At 33.8% G+C, this 19,798-nt stretch carries 18 protein-coding genes and 1 pseudogene; 15 read left to right on the forward strand and 4 right to left on the reverse strand.

Translation table 11 applies throughout. From position 1 onward, the window contains the following. Nucleotides 1–88 precede the first annotated feature (88 nt). Nucleotides 89–1,612 (forward strand): SIR2 family protein, encoded by a 1,524-nt coding sequence (locus NX902_RS05430; RefSeq protein WP_123259043.1) that lies wholly within the window; start codon nt 89–91, stop codon nt 1,610–1,612. 447 nt (nt 1,613–2,059) lie between these two features. On the opposite strand, the gene NX902_RS05435 is transcribed toward NX902_RS05430, so the two are convergent. Further along, nucleotides 2,060–2,587: a TetR/AcrR family transcriptional regulator gene (locus NX902_RS05435; protein WP_163188066.1), complete on the reverse strand. Its 528-nt coding sequence runs from the start codon at nt 2,585–2,587 to the stop codon at nt 2,060–2,062. Between the two features lie 131 nt (nt 2,588–2,718). On the opposite strand from NX902_RS05435, the gene NX902_RS05440 reads away from it, so the two are divergent. Further along, complete coding sequence (locus NX902_RS05440; RefSeq protein ID WP_163188068.1) at nt 2,719–3,645, forward strand: 2-dehydropantoate 2-reductase N-terminal domain-containing protein; 927 nt, start codon at nt 2,719–2,721, stop codon at nt 3,643–3,645. A gap of 877 nt (nt 3,646–4,522) precedes the next feature. Here NX902_RS05440 and NX902_RS05445 read toward each other — a convergent pair. Then, complete coding sequence (locus NX902_RS05445; RefSeq protein WP_047942800.1) at nt 4,523–4,900, reverse strand: winged helix-turn-helix transcriptional regulator; 378 nt, start codon at nt 4,898–4,900, stop codon at nt 4,523–4,525. A gap of 167 nt (nt 4,901–5,067) precedes the next feature. Between NX902_RS05445 and NX902_RS05450 the strand changes: the two genes are divergently transcribed. From NX902_RS05450 to NX902_RS05485, 8 genes and pseudogenes are all read left to right on the forward strand, one after another. After that, nucleotides 5,068–5,814, forward strand: a complete 747-nt coding sequence (locus tag NX902_RS05450) for an SDR family NAD(P)-dependent oxidoreductase (protein ID WP_123259046.1) — start codon at nt 5,068–5,070, stop codon at nt 5,812–5,814. 57 nt (nt 5,815–5,871) lie between these two features. Next, nucleotides 5,872–6,008, forward strand: a pseudogene (locus NX902_RS05455) (cysteine hydrolase); the annotation flags it as partial. A 269-nt stretch (nt 6,009–6,277) separates the two neighbouring features. Continuing rightward, nucleotides 6,278–6,691: a DUF2992 family protein gene (locus NX902_RS05460; RefSeq protein ID WP_163188070.1), complete on the forward strand. Its 414-nt coding sequence runs from the start codon at nt 6,278–6,280 to the stop codon at nt 6,689–6,691. Between the two features lie 210 nt (nt 6,692–6,901). Further along, a complete protein-coding gene (locus NX902_RS05465; protein WP_235850272.1) occupies nt 6,902–7,816 on the forward strand; it encodes an alpha/beta fold hydrolase in 915 nt (304 codons plus the stop codon). Between the two features lie 11 nt (nt 7,817–7,827). Next, entirely contained in the window at nt 7,828–8,379 is a 552-nt protein-coding gene (locus NX902_RS05470; RefSeq protein ID WP_095330203.1) for a hypothetical protein, read from the forward strand. 68 nt (nt 8,380–8,447) lie between these two features. Then, nucleotides 8,448–8,774 carry an antibiotic biosynthesis monooxygenase family protein gene (locus tag NX902_RS05475; protein WP_095330202.1) on the forward strand — a complete coding sequence of 109 codons (327 nt, stop codon included), beginning with the start codon at nt 8,448–8,450 and terminating at the stop codon, nt 8,772–8,774. A 271-nt stretch (nt 8,775–9,045) separates the two neighbouring features. Further along, nucleotides 9,046–9,870: an AraC family ligand binding domain-containing protein gene (locus NX902_RS05480; protein WP_061797809.1), complete on the forward strand. Its 825-nt coding sequence runs from the start codon at nt 9,046–9,048 to the stop codon at nt 9,868–9,870. A gap of 35 nt (nt 9,871–9,905) precedes the next feature. Beyond that, nucleotides 9,906–10,808, forward strand: coding sequence for a DMT family transporter (locus NX902_RS05485; protein WP_163188072.1), 903 nt, complete (start codon nt 9,906–9,908; stop codon nt 10,806–10,808). A gap of 445 nt (nt 10,809–11,253) precedes the next feature. On the opposite strand, the gene NX902_RS05490 is transcribed toward NX902_RS05485, so the two are convergent. Then, nucleotides 11,254–11,610 (reverse strand): MmcQ/YjbR family DNA-binding protein, encoded by a 357-nt coding sequence (locus tag NX902_RS05490; protein WP_095330201.1) that lies wholly within the window; start codon nt 11,608–11,610, stop codon nt 11,254–11,256. Between the two features lie 217 nt (nt 11,611–11,827). Then, nucleotides 11,828–12,883: an AraC family transcriptional regulator gene (locus tag NX902_RS05495; RefSeq protein WP_341160595.1), complete on the reverse strand. Its 1,056-nt coding sequence runs from the start codon at nt 12,881–12,883 to the stop codon at nt 11,828–11,830. A 496-nt stretch (nt 12,884–13,379) separates the two neighbouring features. On the opposite strand from NX902_RS05495, the gene NX902_RS05500 reads away from it, so the two are divergent. The 5 genes from NX902_RS05500 (at nt 13,380) to NX902_RS05520 (ending at nt 19,671) form a co-directional block, all read left to right on the forward strand. Continuing rightward, the gene (locus NX902_RS05500) at nt 13,380–14,753 is read left to right on the forward strand and encodes an MFS transporter (RefSeq protein WP_095330199.1); all 1,374 of its coding nucleotides are present in this window, start codon (nt 13,380–13,382) and stop codon (nt 14,751–14,753) included. 87 nt (nt 14,754–14,840) lie between these two features. Beyond that, entirely contained in the window at nt 14,841–16,628 is a 1,788-nt protein-coding gene (gene uidA / locus NX902_RS05505) for a beta-glucuronidase (RefSeq protein ID WP_163186772.1), read from the forward strand. Nucleotides 16,629–16,688: 60 nt separating this feature from the next. Continuing rightward, entirely contained in the window at nt 16,689–17,606 is a 918-nt protein-coding gene (locus NX902_RS05510) for an ROK family protein (protein WP_341160596.1), read from the forward strand. 148 nt (nt 17,607–17,754) lie between these two features. Next, a complete protein-coding gene (gene uxuA, locus NX902_RS05515; protein WP_163186776.1) occupies nt 17,755–18,804 on the forward strand; it encodes a mannonate dehydratase in 1,050 nt (349 codons plus the stop codon). 12 nt (nt 18,805–18,816) lie between these two features. Next, a complete protein-coding gene (locus tag NX902_RS05520) occupies nt 18,817–19,671 on the forward strand; it encodes an SDR family oxidoreductase (protein WP_123259851.1) in 855 nt (284 codons plus the stop codon). The last annotated feature ends 127 nt before the right edge of the window (nt 19,672–19,798 follow it).

Here is a 19,798-nt window from a genome sequence, read left to right on the forward strand (position 1 = left end):
TATGTAGAGTGCTTTTTTGGGGGAGGTGTTCTAACTTTTTGAATATTGAAGTAAAATAATAGAAAATAGATGGCTGAGGTGAAGATGCTTGAGTTTACCAACATTATCAGTATTTTTCGGAGCAGGTGCAGAAATAGGTTATGGTTTACCTTCTGGAGGGAAGTTTGCATTAGAAATATTTAGAGTTTCAAATGAAAAAGATAAAGAAACGTTTAGAAGCCAGATTCAAAGCCTAGACTCTAGGTCACAGATTGCTACTCAATGGCTTCCAGATAACTATGCGAGTAAGAGATTAAATGTTTTTGGAAAAGGAGAGTTTGAAGGCCTTATTGCCTCAAGTTTAGAAAATAGAAGAAGCAACATTTTGGATTATCTGGATCATTTTGATGAAAACGTTTCCGATCTGTTAAATAAATGGAAGTTTAATGAAACAATAATACGTGATAAGTTTACAAACGAAACAGGCGAACAAATTGGTGATATGAGATATAATCAAGCAATTCGGTTAAATGAGAAGCTTGCTTCCAGTGTATTGTTGTTTGAATCTGACTATTTTTCAGCATTCTTAAGATTATTAGAAAAATATCCAACAGATCGTTATTTGAAAAGAATTGTAAGGGCTTTTTTGGAATTATTGGTTGGAGCAATTGGTCAAAGTCTTGTTTCGCAGCTAAACGAAGAATTGTTTACTGCAGCACCTGATGAATTAAACGTATTTGATGATTTATCAGGGGTTTTTTCTTTGAATTATCAAGGTGTTGGACAAACTGGAATGGAAATTGTAATTGAAGAAACCTCTATTGATTTAAAGGAAGATACAGACGGACTTACAGTGTTTAGAGAACTTGGTAGAAGCATATTAGAAGAAATTTATTGCCAAGCAATGGATTACCAAGCTTTAATAGATAGTCATTTTAGATATCTGTATAATCCGAAAGCGCAATGGGCTAAATTTAGTCGGATTGCTATATTCCTTCATACTGTTCAAAGATATATTACTAACAAAGTCCATGTTGATGAAACAAGAATTTCAGATGGTCCCGGATATTATCACGACTTAATAAATTTAAGAAATTATTTTCATATTAAAGCTGTGGGAACTACCAATTATAACAATTTTGTACAACAGGTATTAGCAGGGACAGAATTAGCAGAAACACCTGTGTATCATTTAAATGGAAGTGTAAATGAATACTATGATCCATACAAAAATGAAATTTTAACAGAACCTTCTTCCGAGGAGAGACAAGGAAGAATTCTTGTACCATTTATGTTTACTCAAAGTGGAGTTAAACCTTTGACTTCTGTCAGTATGTCAAGAAAGTATGTTAATCTTTATGATCATTTTGTTGAATCAGACATAGTATGTGTGATTGGTTATGGTTTTAACGGAGATGATGGCCATATAAATGGAATGTTCAGAAGCTTGGTAGAGATAGAAAATAAAAGTTTAGTCATTTTACACTATAAAAGCGATAATCGTACGCAGCAGCAACTTTTAAGGTATTATCAACAAAAATTACGTTTAAGTTCTTCTGGGAACTTAAGAGTCGTTTTGGTAGATAATAACCGTATATTTAATGGAGATATTTGGTACAACGCCCTATTATAGAGGGTTTCTTTTGACCGAAAAGCTATTGCAATGTGTGTAATAAAGAAGTTGAACTTAAACGTTATAAAATAATAAAATCAGGCAATTGTTTAAAACAAGCTGGAGGAGTTAAGGCGAAAAATGTAAATAACGGTTCTAGTGTTAAGGAAAAGTAGGGGAGAAAGCTTCAAGTTTTACAAGATAATTAAATTTGCGGCGAAAAGCTATTAATAGCCTTTTATCGGCTAGCACGATTATAAATCCCCTACTAAACACGACAGTAACTATGATTACGCACTTACTAACACAGAATTTTGTTAGGTTAAAAGTCTTTCAAAAAGTTTAAAGCTGTTAATCACGAAAAAATCAACAATATCTCTTTAGAAAAGGAAATGGTATTTCGTGTTCTTACTATCGATACTCCCCAAGAGAAGCAGCCCATATTTAAACCAAGATTATATAATAAATTTATGTAATGATGGAAAAGATTATATCTTTTAATTCAGCAGCAATTTCTGATGGATCTGTGTTCAATTCATCTTCAGCTAACCACCATTCAATAGTTCCTAGAATAGTTGATATGATAGCCCTTCTTTTCAAAATACTAACAACGCGGAGATCAAATAAATCGGAAGTTTCAATAAAGGAAGATATAGATGACTTGAGTTCGTGTTGGAATAGTTGATACCCTTCATTCCTCAATAAGGGTTCAATAAAATTGTAATTTTCCTTTAAGTAATCAAAAGCTAAAGTAAGTGAGTTAATAGTCATTTCTTGATTATGAAGACAGTATTGGTCCATTTGATTTATATAGGTTTTAATGGTTTTTTCTAGTAATTCATATTTATCCTGATAATGAAGGTAAAAAGTGCCTCTGTTAATATCAGCTAATGTTGTAATTTGATTTACTGTGATTTTATCAAACGGTTTCTCATTAAGTAATAAGAAAAAAGTGTCTATTATTAGCTTTTGCGTTCTCCTTTTTCTTCTTTCCATCTCCACACCTCAACAATTTTAGTATGATGTTCATTAATCAACATATCATGGCTTTTGATGATTGTTTCCTGTAATACAAATGATACTATTAAATCAACAACTGTTCAATTAACGAACTGGAGGGGGATTTAATGAATATCTTAGTTATTGGGCGTGGGGTGATTTCTACTCAATATGCTTGGATCTTTAAAGAAAATGGAAATAATATTGCCTTTTATATTAGACCAGAATCAATAGATAAGTATACGCCAATGCTGAACTTACAGCTAGACGATCGGAGGAAACGGAAGTCTAAAAAGATTAATGTATCGTGGGAAACTAACTTAATATATGAAATTCCACAAAATCATAACTATGACTTGATTTTTGTGAGCGTCAATATTGAACAAATCAGTTCTGTTGTAAAAACATTGAATAATAAGGTGAATAACGCTACTGTACTGTTTTTTAATAACTTTTGGGAGGATCCAATCAAGCAGACAGAAATATTACCACAAACTCAAATTATATTCGGGTTTCCTGGTGCTGGCGGGGGAACAGTAGGGACAAACACAATTAATGGTGCGTTTTCTTCTATTATTATGATAGGTGATATAGGGAAGGCTTCGAAAGAACGAGTTCAGCAAGTATACACATTATTTGAGCAAGCAGAATTCAGCCTTAAAAGGCAGACTAACTTTAAAAAGTTCTTATTGAACCACTTCCTCTTAAATGTAGCTGTTGAAATAGAAGTTTTAAAAGAAGGGAGTTTTATAGGATTGATGGATTCTATCGATGCTTTAGGAAACATTTCCATCAATCTTAGACAGCTAAAGCCTATAATGAAGGAGCGAGGAATGAGTTATGATGCTTTAAATACTTTACTTTCAACGATATCACCAAAAATTATAGGGATTATAATGTCCAAGTTTATCTTTAAAAGTGGAAGTACAGCACGATCTTTAATGGAAGGAAATAATATTATAACTGGACGCAGTGCCAAATTAATTCTTGATGAAGCAAGAAGAAAAAATATACATGTAAATACACTCGAAAATATTAGTAAACTCCTAACCTAATGATATAAGCTTTTTTTACTTATAATAGGAAAGTGTTATAGTGTTGCAGTATTTTAACAAAGTTATAGAGAAGGGAAAATAGGAATAGGCAATGTCCAAGATAAATACGCAGTCAAAAATAAAGCGAATATTCGTGTGAATATAATAGAATTAGACTTTTACTGTTTTAAACCATAATTTAGGTTGAGAAGGATTAACGCTTAAACTGGCAGTTAATGCTTATTTCATTTCAAAAGAAGGAGTCCCTTGTAACTATAAGGGCAGGATAACGTAATAAAGATTAACTAGAATGTTATAAAAAATGGCCCACAAAAACACCTTCAATAAAGAAAGTTTTTTATTATAGTCTGTAAACCACTATTATGAAACAGGAAAGTCTAAATCTGATTTATCTAGTCCAAAAAAGTCTTTAAAGCCAGTTTTTCCCCGGTTAGTAATAACAATTTCGCGAGAATTTGCTTTAGTTTCTATCCAAACCATTTCGATAGATTAAGAAAGATTAACGCTTAGTTTAAGAGTTAACGCTTCTTTTTGTTAAAAAAGGTATTTCTAATATCACTATCAGGGCAGGATAATTGAATAACAAGCGAAAAGTTTAGACAATGAAAATAGCCGAGTTTATCTCGACTAATTTTTAATAGTATCATCTGAAATAATTTTTAATATATTGTTTTTCTCTTTTTGTAATTTTAGAAAATATATCAGATACACCAAACTATAAAGTTAAAATAATAATAAGAATCATCTAATCTAAAGTAGCTCCGTGTTTTTAGGTAATGCTGTATTACATTATGTAATTATATCTTGATAGTGCGTTCAAGTATTCCTAAACCTTATTCTGAAGGTATTGACTAAGATGACTAATCCCTTTAGATCTCTATGAAATGATATTATCTTGATATGAAACTTGTTCTGGTTGTACAATTTCATATTCACCTTCTGCATACTCTTGCTCCGCATAATGGCTTCCCCATTGACAGAGCTCCTGCAAGATAGGTTTAAGAGATTCTCCAAGTTCAGTGGATGAATATTCAACCTTCGGCGGTACTTGATTATACATCTTTCTGCTCACAAGTCCACTGGCTTCAAGCTCTCTAAGTGTTTGAATCAGCATTTTCTGAGTTATATTTGGGATAATGCGCTTTAATTCACTCGTTCTCTTTGGTCCATTCATTAAAAAGTATAATACAAGGCCTTTCCATTTTCCGCCAATAACTTCCTTTGTCACTTCAAACCCACAACTAAATTTTTTCATGTCTAAAGCTCTCCATTCCACATTTATTACTTTTTAGTTACTATATCACAAAAAAGTGGGTACTTCCGATAATGTGCTTACTGAAGGATACTATATCTTGTAAGTTGTTCTTCAAGTACTTAAGGTACTAGACATAAAATAAAATTAATTCTAAAGGAGTGTTAAGTATGGGTAAATTTGAAGGTAAAATAGCGCTTGTAACGGGTGGAACTAGTGGGATTGGTCTTGCTACAGCACAAAAATTTGTAAACGAAGGTGCATATGTTTATATCACGGGACGTAGACAAAACGAACTTGATAAAGCTGTTAACCAAATTGGCAAGAACGTAACCGGTGTTCAAGGTGATATTTCTAAGCTTGAAGACTTAGACAAACTATATGACATTATAAAGCAGGAAAAAGGTAAGTTGGACATTCTTTTTGCTAATGCAGGCATCGGCAACTTCCTTCCATTAGGTGAAATTACTGAAGAGCAGGTTGATAGAACGTTCGACATTAACGTTAAAGGAACCATCTTTACTGTTCAAAAAGCGTTATCACTATTCCCGGACAAAGTAGGTTCTATTATTGTAACAGGCTCTACTGCTGGATCAATTGGCAACCCAGCGTTTAGTGTATATGGAGCATCTAAAGCAGCATTAAGAGCACTAGTTCGCAACTGGATTCTTGACCTAAAAGGTACTGAAATCCGTGTAAATGTGGTTAGTCCAGGAGCTATTCTTACACCTGCATACGATGAACTTTTTGGTGATGCACTTGAAGAAGTAATGGAAAATAGCAAAAATACTGTTCCATCTGGAAAAGTTGGAACACCTGAAGAAGTAGCAAACGCTGTAACTTTCCTTGCTTCAGACGAAAGCAGTTACTTGACGGGAGTTGAATTGTTCGTAGATGGCGGGCTAGCACAGGTATAATTTCACTGTGCAGAGATTACAAATAGTCCCTAAAAAAGGGTTAATGGGGATTTCCTTGCAACAGCTGCTTTTGGTATGAAGGTCCAAGATGGTACATATTATGATGCAGCTACTATCCATAATCTCTAGCTACATTGCACGAAGAATTTGCCTCAATACTTACAACAGTTAAATTGCTAAACGAGTTTTTTTAATACGCTTACGGCACTAAGCGGCTTTCCAGTACTAAATAAAGAAATTCTTTTATCATAAATGTAGGAGAATAATTCAGTAGGATCAGTTACAGAGTTAAACAATCTTTTACCATTAACTCTACATAAAAAGTAAATTATTGTATAATATATTTTGGAATGAAAAAACACAATTCGGTTGGTAGTCCGAATGCATTAAAAAATTTAATGTCAGTAGCCTTCCCCTCCTCGGGATGTCCATCGTTCTAGTATAAATGGAGGAGGGACCTATAATGAAACTAACCATTTATTATGATGGTCAATTTTATATAGGGCTTATAGAAATTGTGTCTGAAAATAAACTTAAAGCCTGCCGATATATTTTCGGTAAAGAACCAAAAGATCAGGAAGTATTAGATTTTGTGAACAGAAAATTATTAAGGGTTATTGAATCTAATCAACAAATAGGGATACCTATTTGTCAGAAATCACAAAAGAAAATTAATCCTAAAAGAATTCAAAGAAAAGTCTCAAAAGAATTAAAGCAATGCTCTGTTTCTTCTAAAGCACAAGAAGCCATCAAGGCTGAATATGAACAACGGAAGAAAGCAAAATCAGCTAAAAATAAACAGCTAAGAGAAGAAAAAAGGACGTATATTAGAAATTGCAAGGTTCAAAAGGCTAAAAATAAACATAAAGGCAGGTAACATAATTTCTATTTTTTGCAGACAACTAATGTTGTCTGTTTTTATTTATCATCATTCACTTAAATAGAATTAATTGCTTTATCTTACTAAAAAACAAGGATGTTTTATCAAACTATCAGGGCATGGAACAGAAGAAGGAATATACAAGACTATATAGAATAAGTAAGTTATTGGAAAAGGAAGAGATAGAACTATTATTCCAAAGCAGGGGTGAATAAGATTAACCAATTTATAATGGTAAAAGAGAAGAAAATAGAACTTTTACATATAGGCAGTAAGGGAATTCCTATTGTTATACTTACAGGAATGGGTTGTTCGTTTTATGAGTGGTATCAAGTAACAAAATCATTAGCGAAATCAAACAGAGTCATTATGTTTCATAGACCAGGACTCGGGCTTAGTCCATTAAGTGAAGAGATACGTAATACGAACGCAGTTATAGATGAATTAAGTCAATTGTTGATCGGATTAAATATTTTTGAGCCCGTTATTTTAGTTGGACATTCTTATGGTGGTTTATGTGCACAGCATTATGCCAAGGTTTTTCCAGAAAAAATTGCCGGAATCGTATTGATTGATTCCACTTCTGTTGACTTAAAAGAATTAGATGAATTAGAGTTACCAGTGCTAGATGAGACTGGTACGGATGAGGTCTGGTTAGAGAAATGCCATTCTTACTCGCTAATGAAACCAGCTGAACTAAAAGAAATAGTAAAACCTACTCTTACGGATAAACAAAAAAATCTACCACTTCATCTCCAAGAGCATGTCCTTGACTTTCAGACAAGTCCTGCCTTATATAAAACGATGTACCTGGAAATGTGTAATTGGAAGAAGGATGGAGAACGAATAAAGAGGTTGGGGGTTTTTCCTAATTTGCCTCTAATAGTTATTGGACGAGATAAAGAATATAACATTCAATTGGGAATTGCGGAGGGACTGCCCGAGTGGGAGATGAGAAAATTAGAAGATAAGTGGGCAGAGCTTATTATGAAACAGGCCCTACTTAGTAAAGATAGTGAATTAATTTTTGCTGAGAATTCTAGTCATTCTATTTATCTTGATCGTCCAGACGTAGTAATAACAGCAATTAAAAGTTTGATTAAAATTAGAAATGGATTATAAGGGGTTAAACAATGCAACTGTTTAAAATCAATATCAAGAAACAATACTGGCTAGGATCAACTGATTCAGAAGAGGATCTATGCTCTCATGGAGAAATATATTTAAAGGTTAATGACACCGTTATTACTCAATCCGGAATAGATGAAGAATGGGGGATTAGTGAATCAGCATTAGCTTTGTTACGAACATTAGATAATGATTATCTTTGTGCTCCCGAGGATGATGAAGGGTTAATTCTCCATGGATGTGGTTTAATATTGATGACGAGTTGTCCTATTTCCATTCATTGGACAGTAAAACATTGTGGGGATGACGTATTTCTTTCAGATTTTGTTAAGTTTACTAGTACCGACAATCAATCAGGCAGCATCTACTATCCCGATTTAAATGTTAAGCTTAGTAGAAACGAATATACATTTCAAGTTTGTCAATTTGCAATAGAGGCAAGGGATTTCTTTCGTTCTTCAAAAGAGAAACGAATTGCTGATGACTTTGATAAAAATATGTATGATGAGTTTTGGAGTGAATATAATCAATTGTTAAATAGCAATTTACCAGACTAAACGTAAAACGATGTTATAATCATCTATTAAAAGTGATTGGAAAATAAGACGTATTGGAGGAACTAAAAATGAATGGGATTGCTAAAACTCCTAAACTACCTTACTATGCGGTTATCTTTTCTTCCCAGCGAACGGAAGGTGACAAAGGCTACGGAAAAATGGCGGAAAAAATGGTAGAGTTAGCTTCACAGCAGGAAGGTTTCTTAGGTGTAGAAAGTGCACGTGATGAGGGACTGGGCATTACTGTTTCCTATTGGGATTCCTTAGAGGCAATAAAGAATTGGAAGGAAAATTCCGTCCATCTTGCTGCGCAGAAATTGGGAAAAAAAGAGTGGTACCAGAGCTTTGCGCTAAGAGTGTGCAAAGTAGAAAGAGATAACTTCTTCGAAATGTAATAAAGCTAGTCTCTTTAGGCTAACCATAAAAGCAGAAGAGCATCTTTGCGGAAAATGATTCTTTGATTATAGGAAAAAATTTTGAAGATAAGTTTGAACTAAGCTATGGAAAAAATGCGGCAATTTTTTTCTTAGCAGCGTCTATTACCAGGATAAATGGTTTTGACGCTTTTTTTCTTTGATTAAAGCTTTTTTAGTCAATATCCTACAAGAACAACTAATAAAAGTATGCTAAGCTATTTAAACAGAAGACAAGGGGGAACAGTATCAGATGAGAAGGGAAGAAAGAAAAATTTGTTTTGATGAAGATTTGCAAATTGAAGCCTATCGATTTCACGGGATTATGCAAAAGTTTCCTAATCACTTTCATGAATACTACGTTATTGGCTTTATCGAGAGTGGTCAAAGAAAATTGACATGTAGAAACAAAGATTATGTTATTAATAGTGGAGATCTTATCTTTTTTAATCCATTTGATAATCATGCTTGTGAACAAATGGATGATGAGCCCTTAGATTATCGTTGTTTAAATATTACACCAGAAGTAATGCGAAAAGTGGTAGAAGAAATCACTGGTAAAGACTATCTGCCTTCCTTTAAAGATCCAGTCGTCTTCCGTAGTGAACATGCAGAATTATTACAGCGACTGCATCAAATGATCATGGCTGAGTTAGGAGATTTGGAGAAAGAAGAAACTTTTTATTTCTTAATGGAGCAATTGATTGAAGAATATAGTGCCATAGAGAAAAACATTAAATTGGATAAGATGACCAAGGAAATATCAAAAGTTTGTGAATTTATTGAAAGGCATTATGTTGATCCGATTTCTCTTGATGATTTGGTGGCGGTATGCAATATGAATAAATATACCTTATTACGTTCATTTGCGCGAATTCGCGGTATTACTCCTTATCGATATTTACAGACAGTGCGTATCAACAAAGCAAAGAAGCTATTAGAACAAGGGATGAAACCAACCGATGTAGCTGCTCAGACTGGTTTTGTGGATCAAAGCCATTTCAGTCATTATTTTATGGATTTTATTGGATTAACGCCTGGACAATACCGAAATATTTATATAGATAGTGTAAATTAAATTGTTTCAACTAGAAGGAAAGAGTGGCGAATAAGATGAATTTTGGACATATTTCAGCAATTATCACGATAATGATTTGGGGGACAACATACATATCTACAAAAATATTATTAACTGATTTTACTCCCATTGAGGTATTATTCTTTCGTTTTGTCATTGGAATTGTAGCCTTGAGCAGCATTTATCCATATCGACTAAAAATGAAAGATAGAAAGCATCATTATTTATTTTTACTTGCGGGGTTATGTGGGGTAACACTTTATTACCTCTTAGAAAATATTGCTTTGACCTTTACTACTGCTTCTAATGTAGGAGTAATAAGTGCGATGGTGCCATTTTTCACTGCTATTCTCACTTATTATTATTTGAAAAGTGAACCTTTGCGATTAAATTTCTTCATTGGTTTTATTCTAGCTTTAATAGGAATTTTTCTCATCAGTTTTAATGGCACTGCTAATTTTAAAGTAAATCCATTAGGTGATCTACTAGCTGTTGCAGCAACTCTAATATGGGCAATCTATTCCGTTATTACGAAGAAAATTAGTAGTTATGGATATAATACGATTCAAGCTACAAGGCGGATTTTTTTATACGGTATTTTATTTATGATCCCTGTTTTATATTTATTTGACTTTAAACTAGGAATCGAACGTTTTACCCAACCGATCTACTTATTTAATATCATTTTTCTAGGATTAGGCGCATCTGCAGTTTGCTTTGTTTCTTGGAATTTAGCCATTAAGAAATTAGGGGCAATTAAAGCAAGTGTATATATCTATCTTGTTCCTGTAATTACCGTTATCACGGCTATGATAGTCTTAAAAGAGCCTTTAACTTGGATGGCAGCTCTTGGTACATTGTTGACCCTAACTGGCCTTTTCGTTTCCGAATCTAAAATAATTACTAAGAAAAAAAAGGATTTGGTAAGTAGTTATTAGATGGAGGGATACTTATAGCAATGAGGGAGATTGCTTTTTTATAAGAGTGGTTCTTTATAAAATGAGACTGTTAAAATGATCTAATTTTTTCATGGAATGTAAAGTGTTGGCTAAGTGAAGGATATAGATAATATGCTTTTTGACAGATTGCTAGTTTGTATCTCAAGCTAGGAATGGCACATTCAACATTAAGGAAATAGTTCATATTGCTGTTCATATACACAGATTAATTTCATAATCAGCTTAAATGGTTTTATCTCCTGCCATATTGAATAGCTAGATTTAGGGTTTTATAAAGGACTCTTCCTTTTTTTAAAGCAGGGTCCTTTATTATGATATTACAAATGTAGATGTTATAAACAAGAGAGAACTGTAGATTTATGGACGAATTCATTATAATGCAAATTATCTCTTTGTAACCTTTTAAGGTTATAATAAACATATTTTATTTTGTTAAATAATAACTAGTATCTAGTAAATTATAGATGTCAGCTTTAGGGTATGGGCTATCAAGTATGATAGAAATCCAGTGTTCCTTATTCATATGGTATGCCGGTAAGATTCCCTCTTCTTTCTGAAGTAGATTTTTTAATTCTGGTTCACATTTTACATTTAAGACATCTACTACTTCTTCTCCTGATAATCCTAGTTTGTTTTTAGGAACATTCATCATTAACCCATACCATTTGCCCTGATTAACATGTCTTAACACAGCATAATTTTGGAATTTTTTCCACGGATACTCTGGATTTGTACCATACTTTTCTTTTGCATAAGAAAAAATTTCTTTTCTCGTTGTCATAAAGTTTAGCTCCTTTCTTTATTACTCTTTTATTAGTATAAACTGATTAGATAGGGGATGTCCTTGATTATGTTGCTTTTTTCGCTCCTGGGGTGGATTGTGCCCTAATCTCACAGATGTTTTACCTCATTCATTCCAAGCATTGTATGAAAATTAACAAATATCTTGATAACGGAAAGCTTATCAGAACCATCCAAATTAAAACGTACTTTTACGCTTAGCAATTTTTGTTTATATATTGTTTAGGAGTGATACCTGTAACCTGCTTGAATATTCTTGTGAAATAACTTTGGTCATGAAAGTTTAATAATGTTGAGATTTCTGTTAAGGAATAATTGGAATAGCTTAATAAGTTTTTTGCTTCGTCTATCTTAGTTTTTTGGATAAATGCCTTTATAGAAATTCCAACTTCCTTTTTAAAAAGGTTAGAGAGATAGTTTGGATTTAATCCAGTTAAATTAGCAAGTTCAGAAAGGGTTATATTTTCATAAAGATGGTTAAAAATATAAGTTTGACAAATATTAATGGGTTTCGAGTACTTATATTTTTTTGAATTCTCTACTCGCTCTGCAAAATCTATGAGAGCATTTTCGATAAGTTGGTCCACTGCTCTGCTGTTAGATAATTCTTCAAGCTTGATTATATAGGAATCACTAAGACTATAGGCAATTTCTTGGTACAGGCCTCCTTCCACTGCAGCTCTTGTTGCAAGTGTAATAAGAGATATTGCAATATTTTTTTGACTTCTTAAATAACTAGTTTTGGAAAGAATCCCTTTTTTACCTTGTTTGTTGATAGCATGAAAACTTTCTAATAATCCTGTTTTTTTTCCTATTTTAATATAATTTAAGAATTTCTTTTCGAGAGAAATATCTGTATGCACATTTTTATTTTGACGGCTCTCAATAATTTGGTTATCTATAGGCTCAATATTTAAATTTTCCTTTTCTATTTCTTTATTAGTTTGCACAATATCTAATATATTCAATTGTTTTTGATAAATCATATAATAGATCATCATACTGAATTTTATAAATTTTAGATTGCTTAGTATAGGAAGATTAGAGTAATAATGGAGCATTTCTTCTTTCGCCACTCTAATATCCATATCTCTTAAACTACTAGTGATGGTTTCATCAGTCATTCGGAAATTGATTACAGGACCGACAATGATATTTCCCTCAAAACGGTTATTAGAATAAATGCTTAGTGATACGTATTTTTCTAAAAAAGCTGTCTCCTTTAGGATGGGGATAGCTTTTTGTTTTTCCATTTTAGAAAATAGCTCAATAATAATGTCCGTATTAGATTGGTATATGGGATTATGATGAAAATTGGAATCTACTGCTTTATGGATAAGCTCCCCTACAGAGTTGAAAAAATAAGTAGGGATTTTAAACATACTGTAAGCTAGATGGCAAATATATTCTAAATCAGTTATTTGTTTAATAGATTGCATGAATAGTACCTCCAGATAAAATGAAATTAAAATAAATATGTGAATTTCACTATTATTCTGTAAAAAACACCATAATTTCTTAGGATGAGAATTTATACTCATATTTAGAAATCGATTTCAAAATATTTATCTATAAGTGATAACGTTATCAAAGATTATTTTCCTATTTAAAAAGTCTAGAGGGAAATAATCTAATCATTTATTTTATAAATAAAATAAATGTAATCGGATTCAAAAGTCAAGAAAGTATTAATCTACAAAATTTTTCATTCGTAATCTCTATAAAAAAAATATTTTTGAGGTGAATGGTATGCGTCCTTTTGGGATAAAAGACAAATTTGGATACTTGTTTGGTGATTTTGGAAACGATTTCTTTTTTGCTCTAGTTGGTTCATTTTTGATGGTTTATTATACAGATGTTTTTCATTTAAATCCGGCTGCTGTAGGGGGCTTATTCCTAATAGCGCGTTTATGGGATGCTATTGCGGACATTACATGGGGACGGTTTATAGATACTAGAAAAGCAGGGAAGCATGGAAAATTCAAGCCGTGGATTTATAGAATGTCATTTCCTCTTGTTATTTCAGGTGTTTTAATGTTTATTCATATTCCAGGTATGTCTAATGGTTTTTATACTGCATATGCCTATGTAACATATATTTTATGGGGAACATTATACAGTACGGTTAACATTCCATACGGATCAATGGCTTCCGTTATCACAGCCGATCCAGTAGAACGAACAACTTTGTCAACTTGGAGATCTCTCGGAGCGGCACTTGCTCAATTGATAGTTGGGGTTGCAGGACCTTTGATATTATTCGTTGATAATAAAGCGGATGCAAATCAATTTTTAGTAGGAGCAATAATTTTTGGTATTCTTTCTATATCCAGTTATATGGCATGCTACAAGCTAAGTATCGAACGAGTAGTAAGGAACGAGGATGAACAGCCGAATATTAATTTAGCAAAAACATTAAAGGGAATTTCTAAAAATAGACCGTTAATTGTGTTTTTAATTGGTTCACTATTATTCTTAATAAATTTAATGTTAATTGGTTCTGTAAATACGTATTTATTTAAGGATTATTTTGGCGATGCAAAGCTACTAAGTGTATTCAGTATGGTTCAATCAGCAACAATTTTTATCGGCATGCCAATGGCTAAGCCATTGGTAGCAAGATTCGGTAAGAAAGAAGTTGCATCTGCGGGATTTTTACTTTCTACACTTGCCTATTTAGTGTTATATTTCTTGCCTAATGTAACAGCAACAATATTCATTTGTATTTTATCAGTCGGATTATTTGGTTATGCTCTTTTTAACTTAATAAGCTGGGCATTTATCACAGATTTGGTTGATTACCATGAGTATCTAACAGGATTACGGGAGGATGCAACCATATACTCTATTTATTCTTTTTCTCGTAAAGTTGGCCAGGCGGTTGCAGGAGGCATTGGTGGAGTGGCAATAGCTGCAGCTGGCTATAATCCTACTCTTCAAGTTCAAACACAAGAAACCCTAGATGGCATTCATAGGCTTGCTACATTAATACCTGCGCTTGGTCTTTTATTAGTATTTATTTGTTTCGCTTTTCTTTATCCACTTAATAAAAAGCGGACAACACAACTTGTAAGCGATTTAGAAAGGAAAAGAAGTGAAAAAAATTCAAGTAAGCCTGCTTGAAAATACGGGCAGGGGTAGTTCAAGTTACTTTGATTTTTAAGAGGGATTTGTATTTCTATAGTTTAGAAGAAGGAAGGCGATTTATACATGTTATATCCAATTATCTCGGAAACACGAAATGTCATAGATTTAAATGGCATCTGGAATTTTAAGCTAGATTTAGGTGCTGGATTTCAAGAAGAGTGGCATAAAGCTGAACTTAACAACCCTATTAGTATGGCTGTGCCAGGATCATACAATGATATGGGGGTAAAAGCAGCTATTCGTGATCATGTTGGCTGGGTATGGTATGAGCGCGAATTAACTGTACCTAATATATTGATGGAAGAAAGAATTGTGTTGCGATTTGGTTCTGCTACGCATTTAGCAAATGTGTATGTAAATGGTGTACTTGTTATTCAACATAAAGGCGGCTTTTTACCATTTGAAGCAGAAATTAATAGCTATCTTCAAAAAGGTAAGAATCGATTGACAGTTGCAGTTAATAACATTGTAGATGAAACTACCTTACCAGTTGGGTTTGTGACAAAAAAAGAGACTGCACTAGATAGACATATAATCCGAAATCAGCCTAATTTTGATTTTTTCAACTATGCAGGTCTACATCGGCCAGTAAAAATATATACTACACCGAAAACGTACGTCAGAGATATAACAATTCTAACGGAATTAGATGGAAAGGTTCACTATTCAATTGATATGGCTGGCTCATCCAATATTATCGCAAAGGTAATAGATGAATCAGGTAAGGTTGTGGGTTCCTCAGAAGGGATTTCGAATACCATTTTAATCCCAAACGTAAAGCTTTGGGAACCATTAAATGCATACTTATATAAACTCAGAATCGAATTGCAAGATCAAAATGAAATAATGGATGTTTATGAGCAGCCATTTGGAGTAAGAACAGTCGAGATAAAAGATGGAAAGTTCCTTATTAATAATAAGCCATTCTATTTTAAAGGCTATGGTAAACATGAGGATACTCCCATTCATGGCCGAGGGTTTGATGAGGCTTCTAATGTATTAGATTTCAATCTCATGAAGTGGTCTGGAGCTAACTCTTTTCGCACAGCTCATTATCCATATTCAGAGGAAGTTATGCGTCTTGCAGATAAAGAAGGATTTGTTGTTATAGATGAAGTACCAGCAGTAGGGCTGCATCTAAATATGATGGTACTACATAGTGGCGGAAACCTTCGGAATACTTGGAAAGAATTAAAAACGTTCGAACATCATAAACAGGTGATTAAAGAGTTAATTGAAAGAGACAAGAATCATCCTTCCGTTGTAATGTGGAATATCGCTAATGAACCTGCATCAGAGGAGGAAGGCGCATATGAATACTTCAAGCCATTGGTTGATCTAACAAGAGATCTTGATCCACAGAAACGTCCGATAACTATTGTGACTCAAATTGAGTCTACCCCTAAAAAAGACAAAGTGGCAGAATTGGTAGATATACTTGCCTTTAATCGTTATTACGGCTGGTATGTAGATGGTGGGGATTTACTGTCGGCAAAAGAAAAGTTACGTGCTGAATTAAATGGGTGGCTTGAAAGATGTCCTAATACACCTTTTATGATGACAGAATATGGGGCAGATACAGTCGCCGGATTACATGATGTTGAACCAATTATGTTTACAGAAGAATATCAGATAGAATTCTATCGCGCGAACCATGAGGTGTTTGATGAGTTTGATCAGTTCATTGGAGAGCAGGTTTGGAACTTTGCGGATTTTGCAACGACTCAAGGGATTATTCGTGTTCAAGGAAATAAGAAAGGAATTTTCACGCGTGATCGCAAGCCGAAGTCTATTGCACATGAATTAAGAAGGCGCTGGACAGCTATTCCTAATTTTCATTATAAGGACTAATGTTTACTGTTTTGGTTTGTATGTCACTTTAGAATCTATTTATTTTAAAGGAGATAGTTTATGTATTTAGTTATAGATATTGGAGGAACGTTTGTTAAGTATGCACTTATGAATTCAGCAGCACAGATTATAAAAAAAGCAAAAATGACTACACCCAAAACAAATTTAATAGATTTTGAAAATGTGCTTTTTACTCTTATTGAAGAGCACGATTTATCGTCTATAAAAGGAATTGCGATCAGTTGTCCAGGAACCATCGATACTGATACTGGAATCGTTTATTATTGTGGTTCCTTTCCTTTTTTGCACGAGGTAAATTTAAAAAGAAGAATAGAAGAGAAATATGGAATAAAAGTTTCAATAGAAAATGATGCAAAGTGTGCTGCTTTAGCTGAGTTGTGGCTTGGAAGTGTAAAGGACTATAAAGACTCGGTCGTACTTGTGCTCGGAAGCGGCATAGGAGGCGGAATTATTATCGATGGAAAGGTTCATCGCGGTGTGCACTTATCTGCTGGGGAAATAAGTTATGTCATGAATGGGCTAAATCTGCAAACAAAAGAAGCAACTTATTTTGGGCTAATTTGTTCTGCGGTGGAAATGGTAAAAAGAATTGCTGTAATAAAGAAAATCGAAGATATAACAGATGGGGTAGCTGTGTTCAATTACATTAATAATAAGGATCCAGAAGCAGCAGCAATTTTTGATGAATACTGTCTCCACTTAGCTACACAAATATTAAATTTATCCTATATTTTGGATCCAGAGGTTGTCGCAATTGGTGGAGGGATCAGTGCTCAGCCAGTGTTGCTGCAAAGGATAAAGTGGGCTATTGAAGAAATAAAAAAAATGAATCCGTTTCATATGGCAACGCCGAAAGTTGTTGCCTGCAAATTTCAAAACGATGCCAATCTTTATGGTGCATTATATCAATTTTTCATCAGTAATGAAGGGGAAAACGTATTATCTCCAAACAAATAATAAGATTGGTAGACTAACAATTGCAATCTAGTAAGAAAATGTGATGATAAGAATAAAAAACTATTTTTAAATGATGTATAGGATGAATGATTAACCAATATAAATATTAGTAAATTCTTTGCAATTGTACTAATAGGGGGTAACAAAAATGGAAATGAGTTTTCGCTGGTACGGGAAAAATGATTCCATACCATTAGAGTACATTCGACAGATTCCTGGCATGAAAGGAATTGTGACGGCAATCTATGATATTCCTGTAGGGGAAGTCTGGTCTTTAGAGAAAATAATAGAATTGAAGAATGCAGTGGAAAAAGTAGGACTGTATATCTCCGTCATTGAAAGCGTCCCTGTTCATGAAGATATAAAAATTGGACTGCCTACCCGTGATCAATATATTGAAAATTATAAAGAAACAATCCGGAATATAGGAAAGGCTGGAATCGAGGTAGTCTGCTATAATTTCATGCCAATATTTGATTGGACGCGTTCATCCCTAGACTATGTTCTGCCAGATGGTTCGACAGCATTAATTTTTGAAGAAGAAGTAGTTGAACAGATGGATCCTTTGATTGGAGAATTGTCACTGCCGGGTTGGGATTCGAGTTATAAGGAAGATGATTTATATAAGCTTTTTGATCATTATAAGAATGTTAAGGAAGAAAAATTATGGGAAAACCTTGAGTATTTTTTAAAAGCAATAATTCCAGTAGCTGAGGAAGCAAATGTAAAGATGGCGATTCATCCAGATGATCCCCCTTGGAATATTTTTGGGTTACCGCGGATTATTACAAATAAAGCTAATCTAGAACGCTTACTTTCTATTATTGACAGCCCTTTTAACGGCTTAACGATGTGCAGCGGTTCTCTGGGGGCGGAACCAGCTAATGATTTCCCTCAAATGCTTCGATACTTTGGTAACAAGGGGCGAGTTCACTTTGTACATGCCCGAAATATTAAGTTGACAGGGAACAGATCATTTCAGGAATCTGCCCATATGACAGAGTATGGTTCTGTTGATATGTATGAAGTAATACATGCATTAAAAGAGTTTAATTACTCAGGGCCGATTCGTCCAGATCATGGCAGAATGATCTGGGGAGAAACAGGGAAACCCGGCTATGGTTTATATGACCGTGCGCTAGGAGCTGCTTACCTCCTCGGATTATGGGAAGCGGAAAATAAAAATAGAAAGATTTAGGGGGAATTAAATGTGGATATTCCATTACAAGTCAATTTATCAAATAAAGTTGCTGTAGTAACAGGTGGTAATGGAGTATTAGGTTCATACTTTTCGAAAGCGTTAGCAAGATGTGGGGCTAAAGTTGCTATTCTTGGTCGTAATCAGGATACCGCTGATCAGGTTGCGAGAGAGATTATAGAGGAAGGTGGAGAGGCATTAGGAGTAGCGGCAAATGTTCTCCAACGAGATTCACTGGAGAAGGCAAGAGAGTTAATAGAGAATAAGTTAGGAGCATGTGATATTCTCGTTAATAATGCGGGAGGAAATCATCCTCTTGGAACCACAGATGATGAATTTTTTGATAGGGAAAAAGCAAGAAATCATCCAGAATATAAGACGTTCTTTGATCTCGAATCAGAAGGTGTTGAATCTGTTTTTGAACTTAATTTTCTTGGAACATTTCTACCATCTCAAGTTTTCGCTAAAGCGATGACTGAGAGAGAGGGTGGGTGCATTATAAATATTTCATCGATGAATGCCTACACACCATTAACTAAAATACCGGCATATAGTGGGGCAAAGGCGGCGATAAACAATTTCACACAATGGTTATCTGTTTATTTTGCAAAAGCAGGTATTCGAGTTAATGCGATTGCACCGGGATTTTTTGTAACGAAGCAAAATGAATCTTTATTATATAAAGAAGATGGAAGCCCTTCGCCAAGAGCGGAAAATATATTGCATAATACGCCAATGGATCGATTCGGAGAACCCGAAGAGTTAGTTGGTGGATTATTATTTTTAGCCAGTGACAAAGCATCAAGCTTTATAACAGGCATGACACTGCCGATTGATGGAGGATTTTCTTCGTATTCTGGAGTTTGATATTCATTAAAGGTATTTTCTGGAAAGTGGTTATAAAACAAGTTGAAATATTTGACAAAAAAATCAGTTTGTGCTATAATTCACAATAATAAACATTACTGATATAATAAGATTCTCCTGGCCGGGG

This window comes from Niallia sp. FSL W8-0954 (assembly GCF_038005605.1).
Classification (GTDB): domain Bacteria; phylum Bacillota; class Bacilli; order Bacillales; family Cytobacillaceae; genus Niallia; species Niallia circulans_A.

Bases quoted from the DNA above. Each gene is read 5' to 3' on its own strand.
- uxuA (WP_163186776.1), top strand. From the start codon at position 17,755: ATGGAAATGAGTTTTCGCTGGTACGGGAAAAATGATTCCATACCATTA.
- NX902_RS05450 (WP_123259046.1), top strand. From the start codon at position 5,068: ATGGGTAAATTTGAAGGTAAAATAGCGCTTGTAACGGGTGGAACTAGT.
- NX902_RS05470 (WP_095330203.1), top strand. From the start codon at position 7,828: ATGCAACTGTTTAAAATCAATATCAAGAAACAATACTGGCTAGGATCA.
- NX902_RS05435 (WP_163188066.1), bottom strand. From the start codon at position 2,587: ATGGAAAGAAGAAAAAGGAGAACGCAAAAGCTAATAATAGACACTTTT.
- uidA (WP_163186772.1), top strand. From the start codon at position 14,841: ATGTTATATCCAATTATCTCGGAAACACGAAATGTCATAGATTTAAAT.
- NX902_RS05495 (WP_341160595.1), bottom strand. From the start codon at position 12,883: ATGGAAAAACAAAAAGCTATCCCCATCCTAAAGGAGACAGCTTTTTTA.
- NX902_RS05445 (WP_047942800.1), bottom strand. From the start codon at position 4,900: ATGAAAAAATTTAGTTGTGGGTTTGAAGTGACAAAGGAAGTTATTGGC.
- NX902_RS05500 (WP_095330199.1), top strand. From the start codon at position 13,380: ATGCGTCCTTTTGGGATAAAAGACAAATTTGGATACTTGTTTGGTGAT.
- NX902_RS05485 (WP_163188072.1), top strand. From the start codon at position 9,906: ATGAATTTTGGACATATTTCAGCAATTATCACGATAATGATTTGGGGG.
- NX902_RS05490 (WP_095330201.1), bottom strand. From the start codon at position 11,610: ATGACAACGAGAAAAGAAATTTTTTCTTATGCAAAAGAAAAGTATGGT.
- NX902_RS05460 (WP_163188070.1), top strand. From the start codon at position 6,278: ATGAAACTAACCATTTATTATGATGGTCAATTTTATATAGGGCTTATA.
- NX902_RS05440 (WP_163188068.1), top strand. From the start codon at position 2,719: ATGAATATCTTAGTTATTGGGCGTGGGGTGATTTCTACTCAATATGCT.
- NX902_RS05475 (WP_095330202.1), top strand. From the start codon at position 8,448: ATGAATGGGATTGCTAAAACTCCTAAACTACCTTACTATGCGGTTATC.
- NX902_RS05480 (WP_061797809.1), top strand. From the start codon at position 9,046: ATGAGAAGGGAAGAAAGAAAAATTTGTTTTGATGAAGATTTGCAAATT.
- NX902_RS05510 (WP_341160596.1), top strand. From the start codon at position 16,689: ATGTATTTAGTTATAGATATTGGAGGAACGTTTGTTAAGTATGCACTT.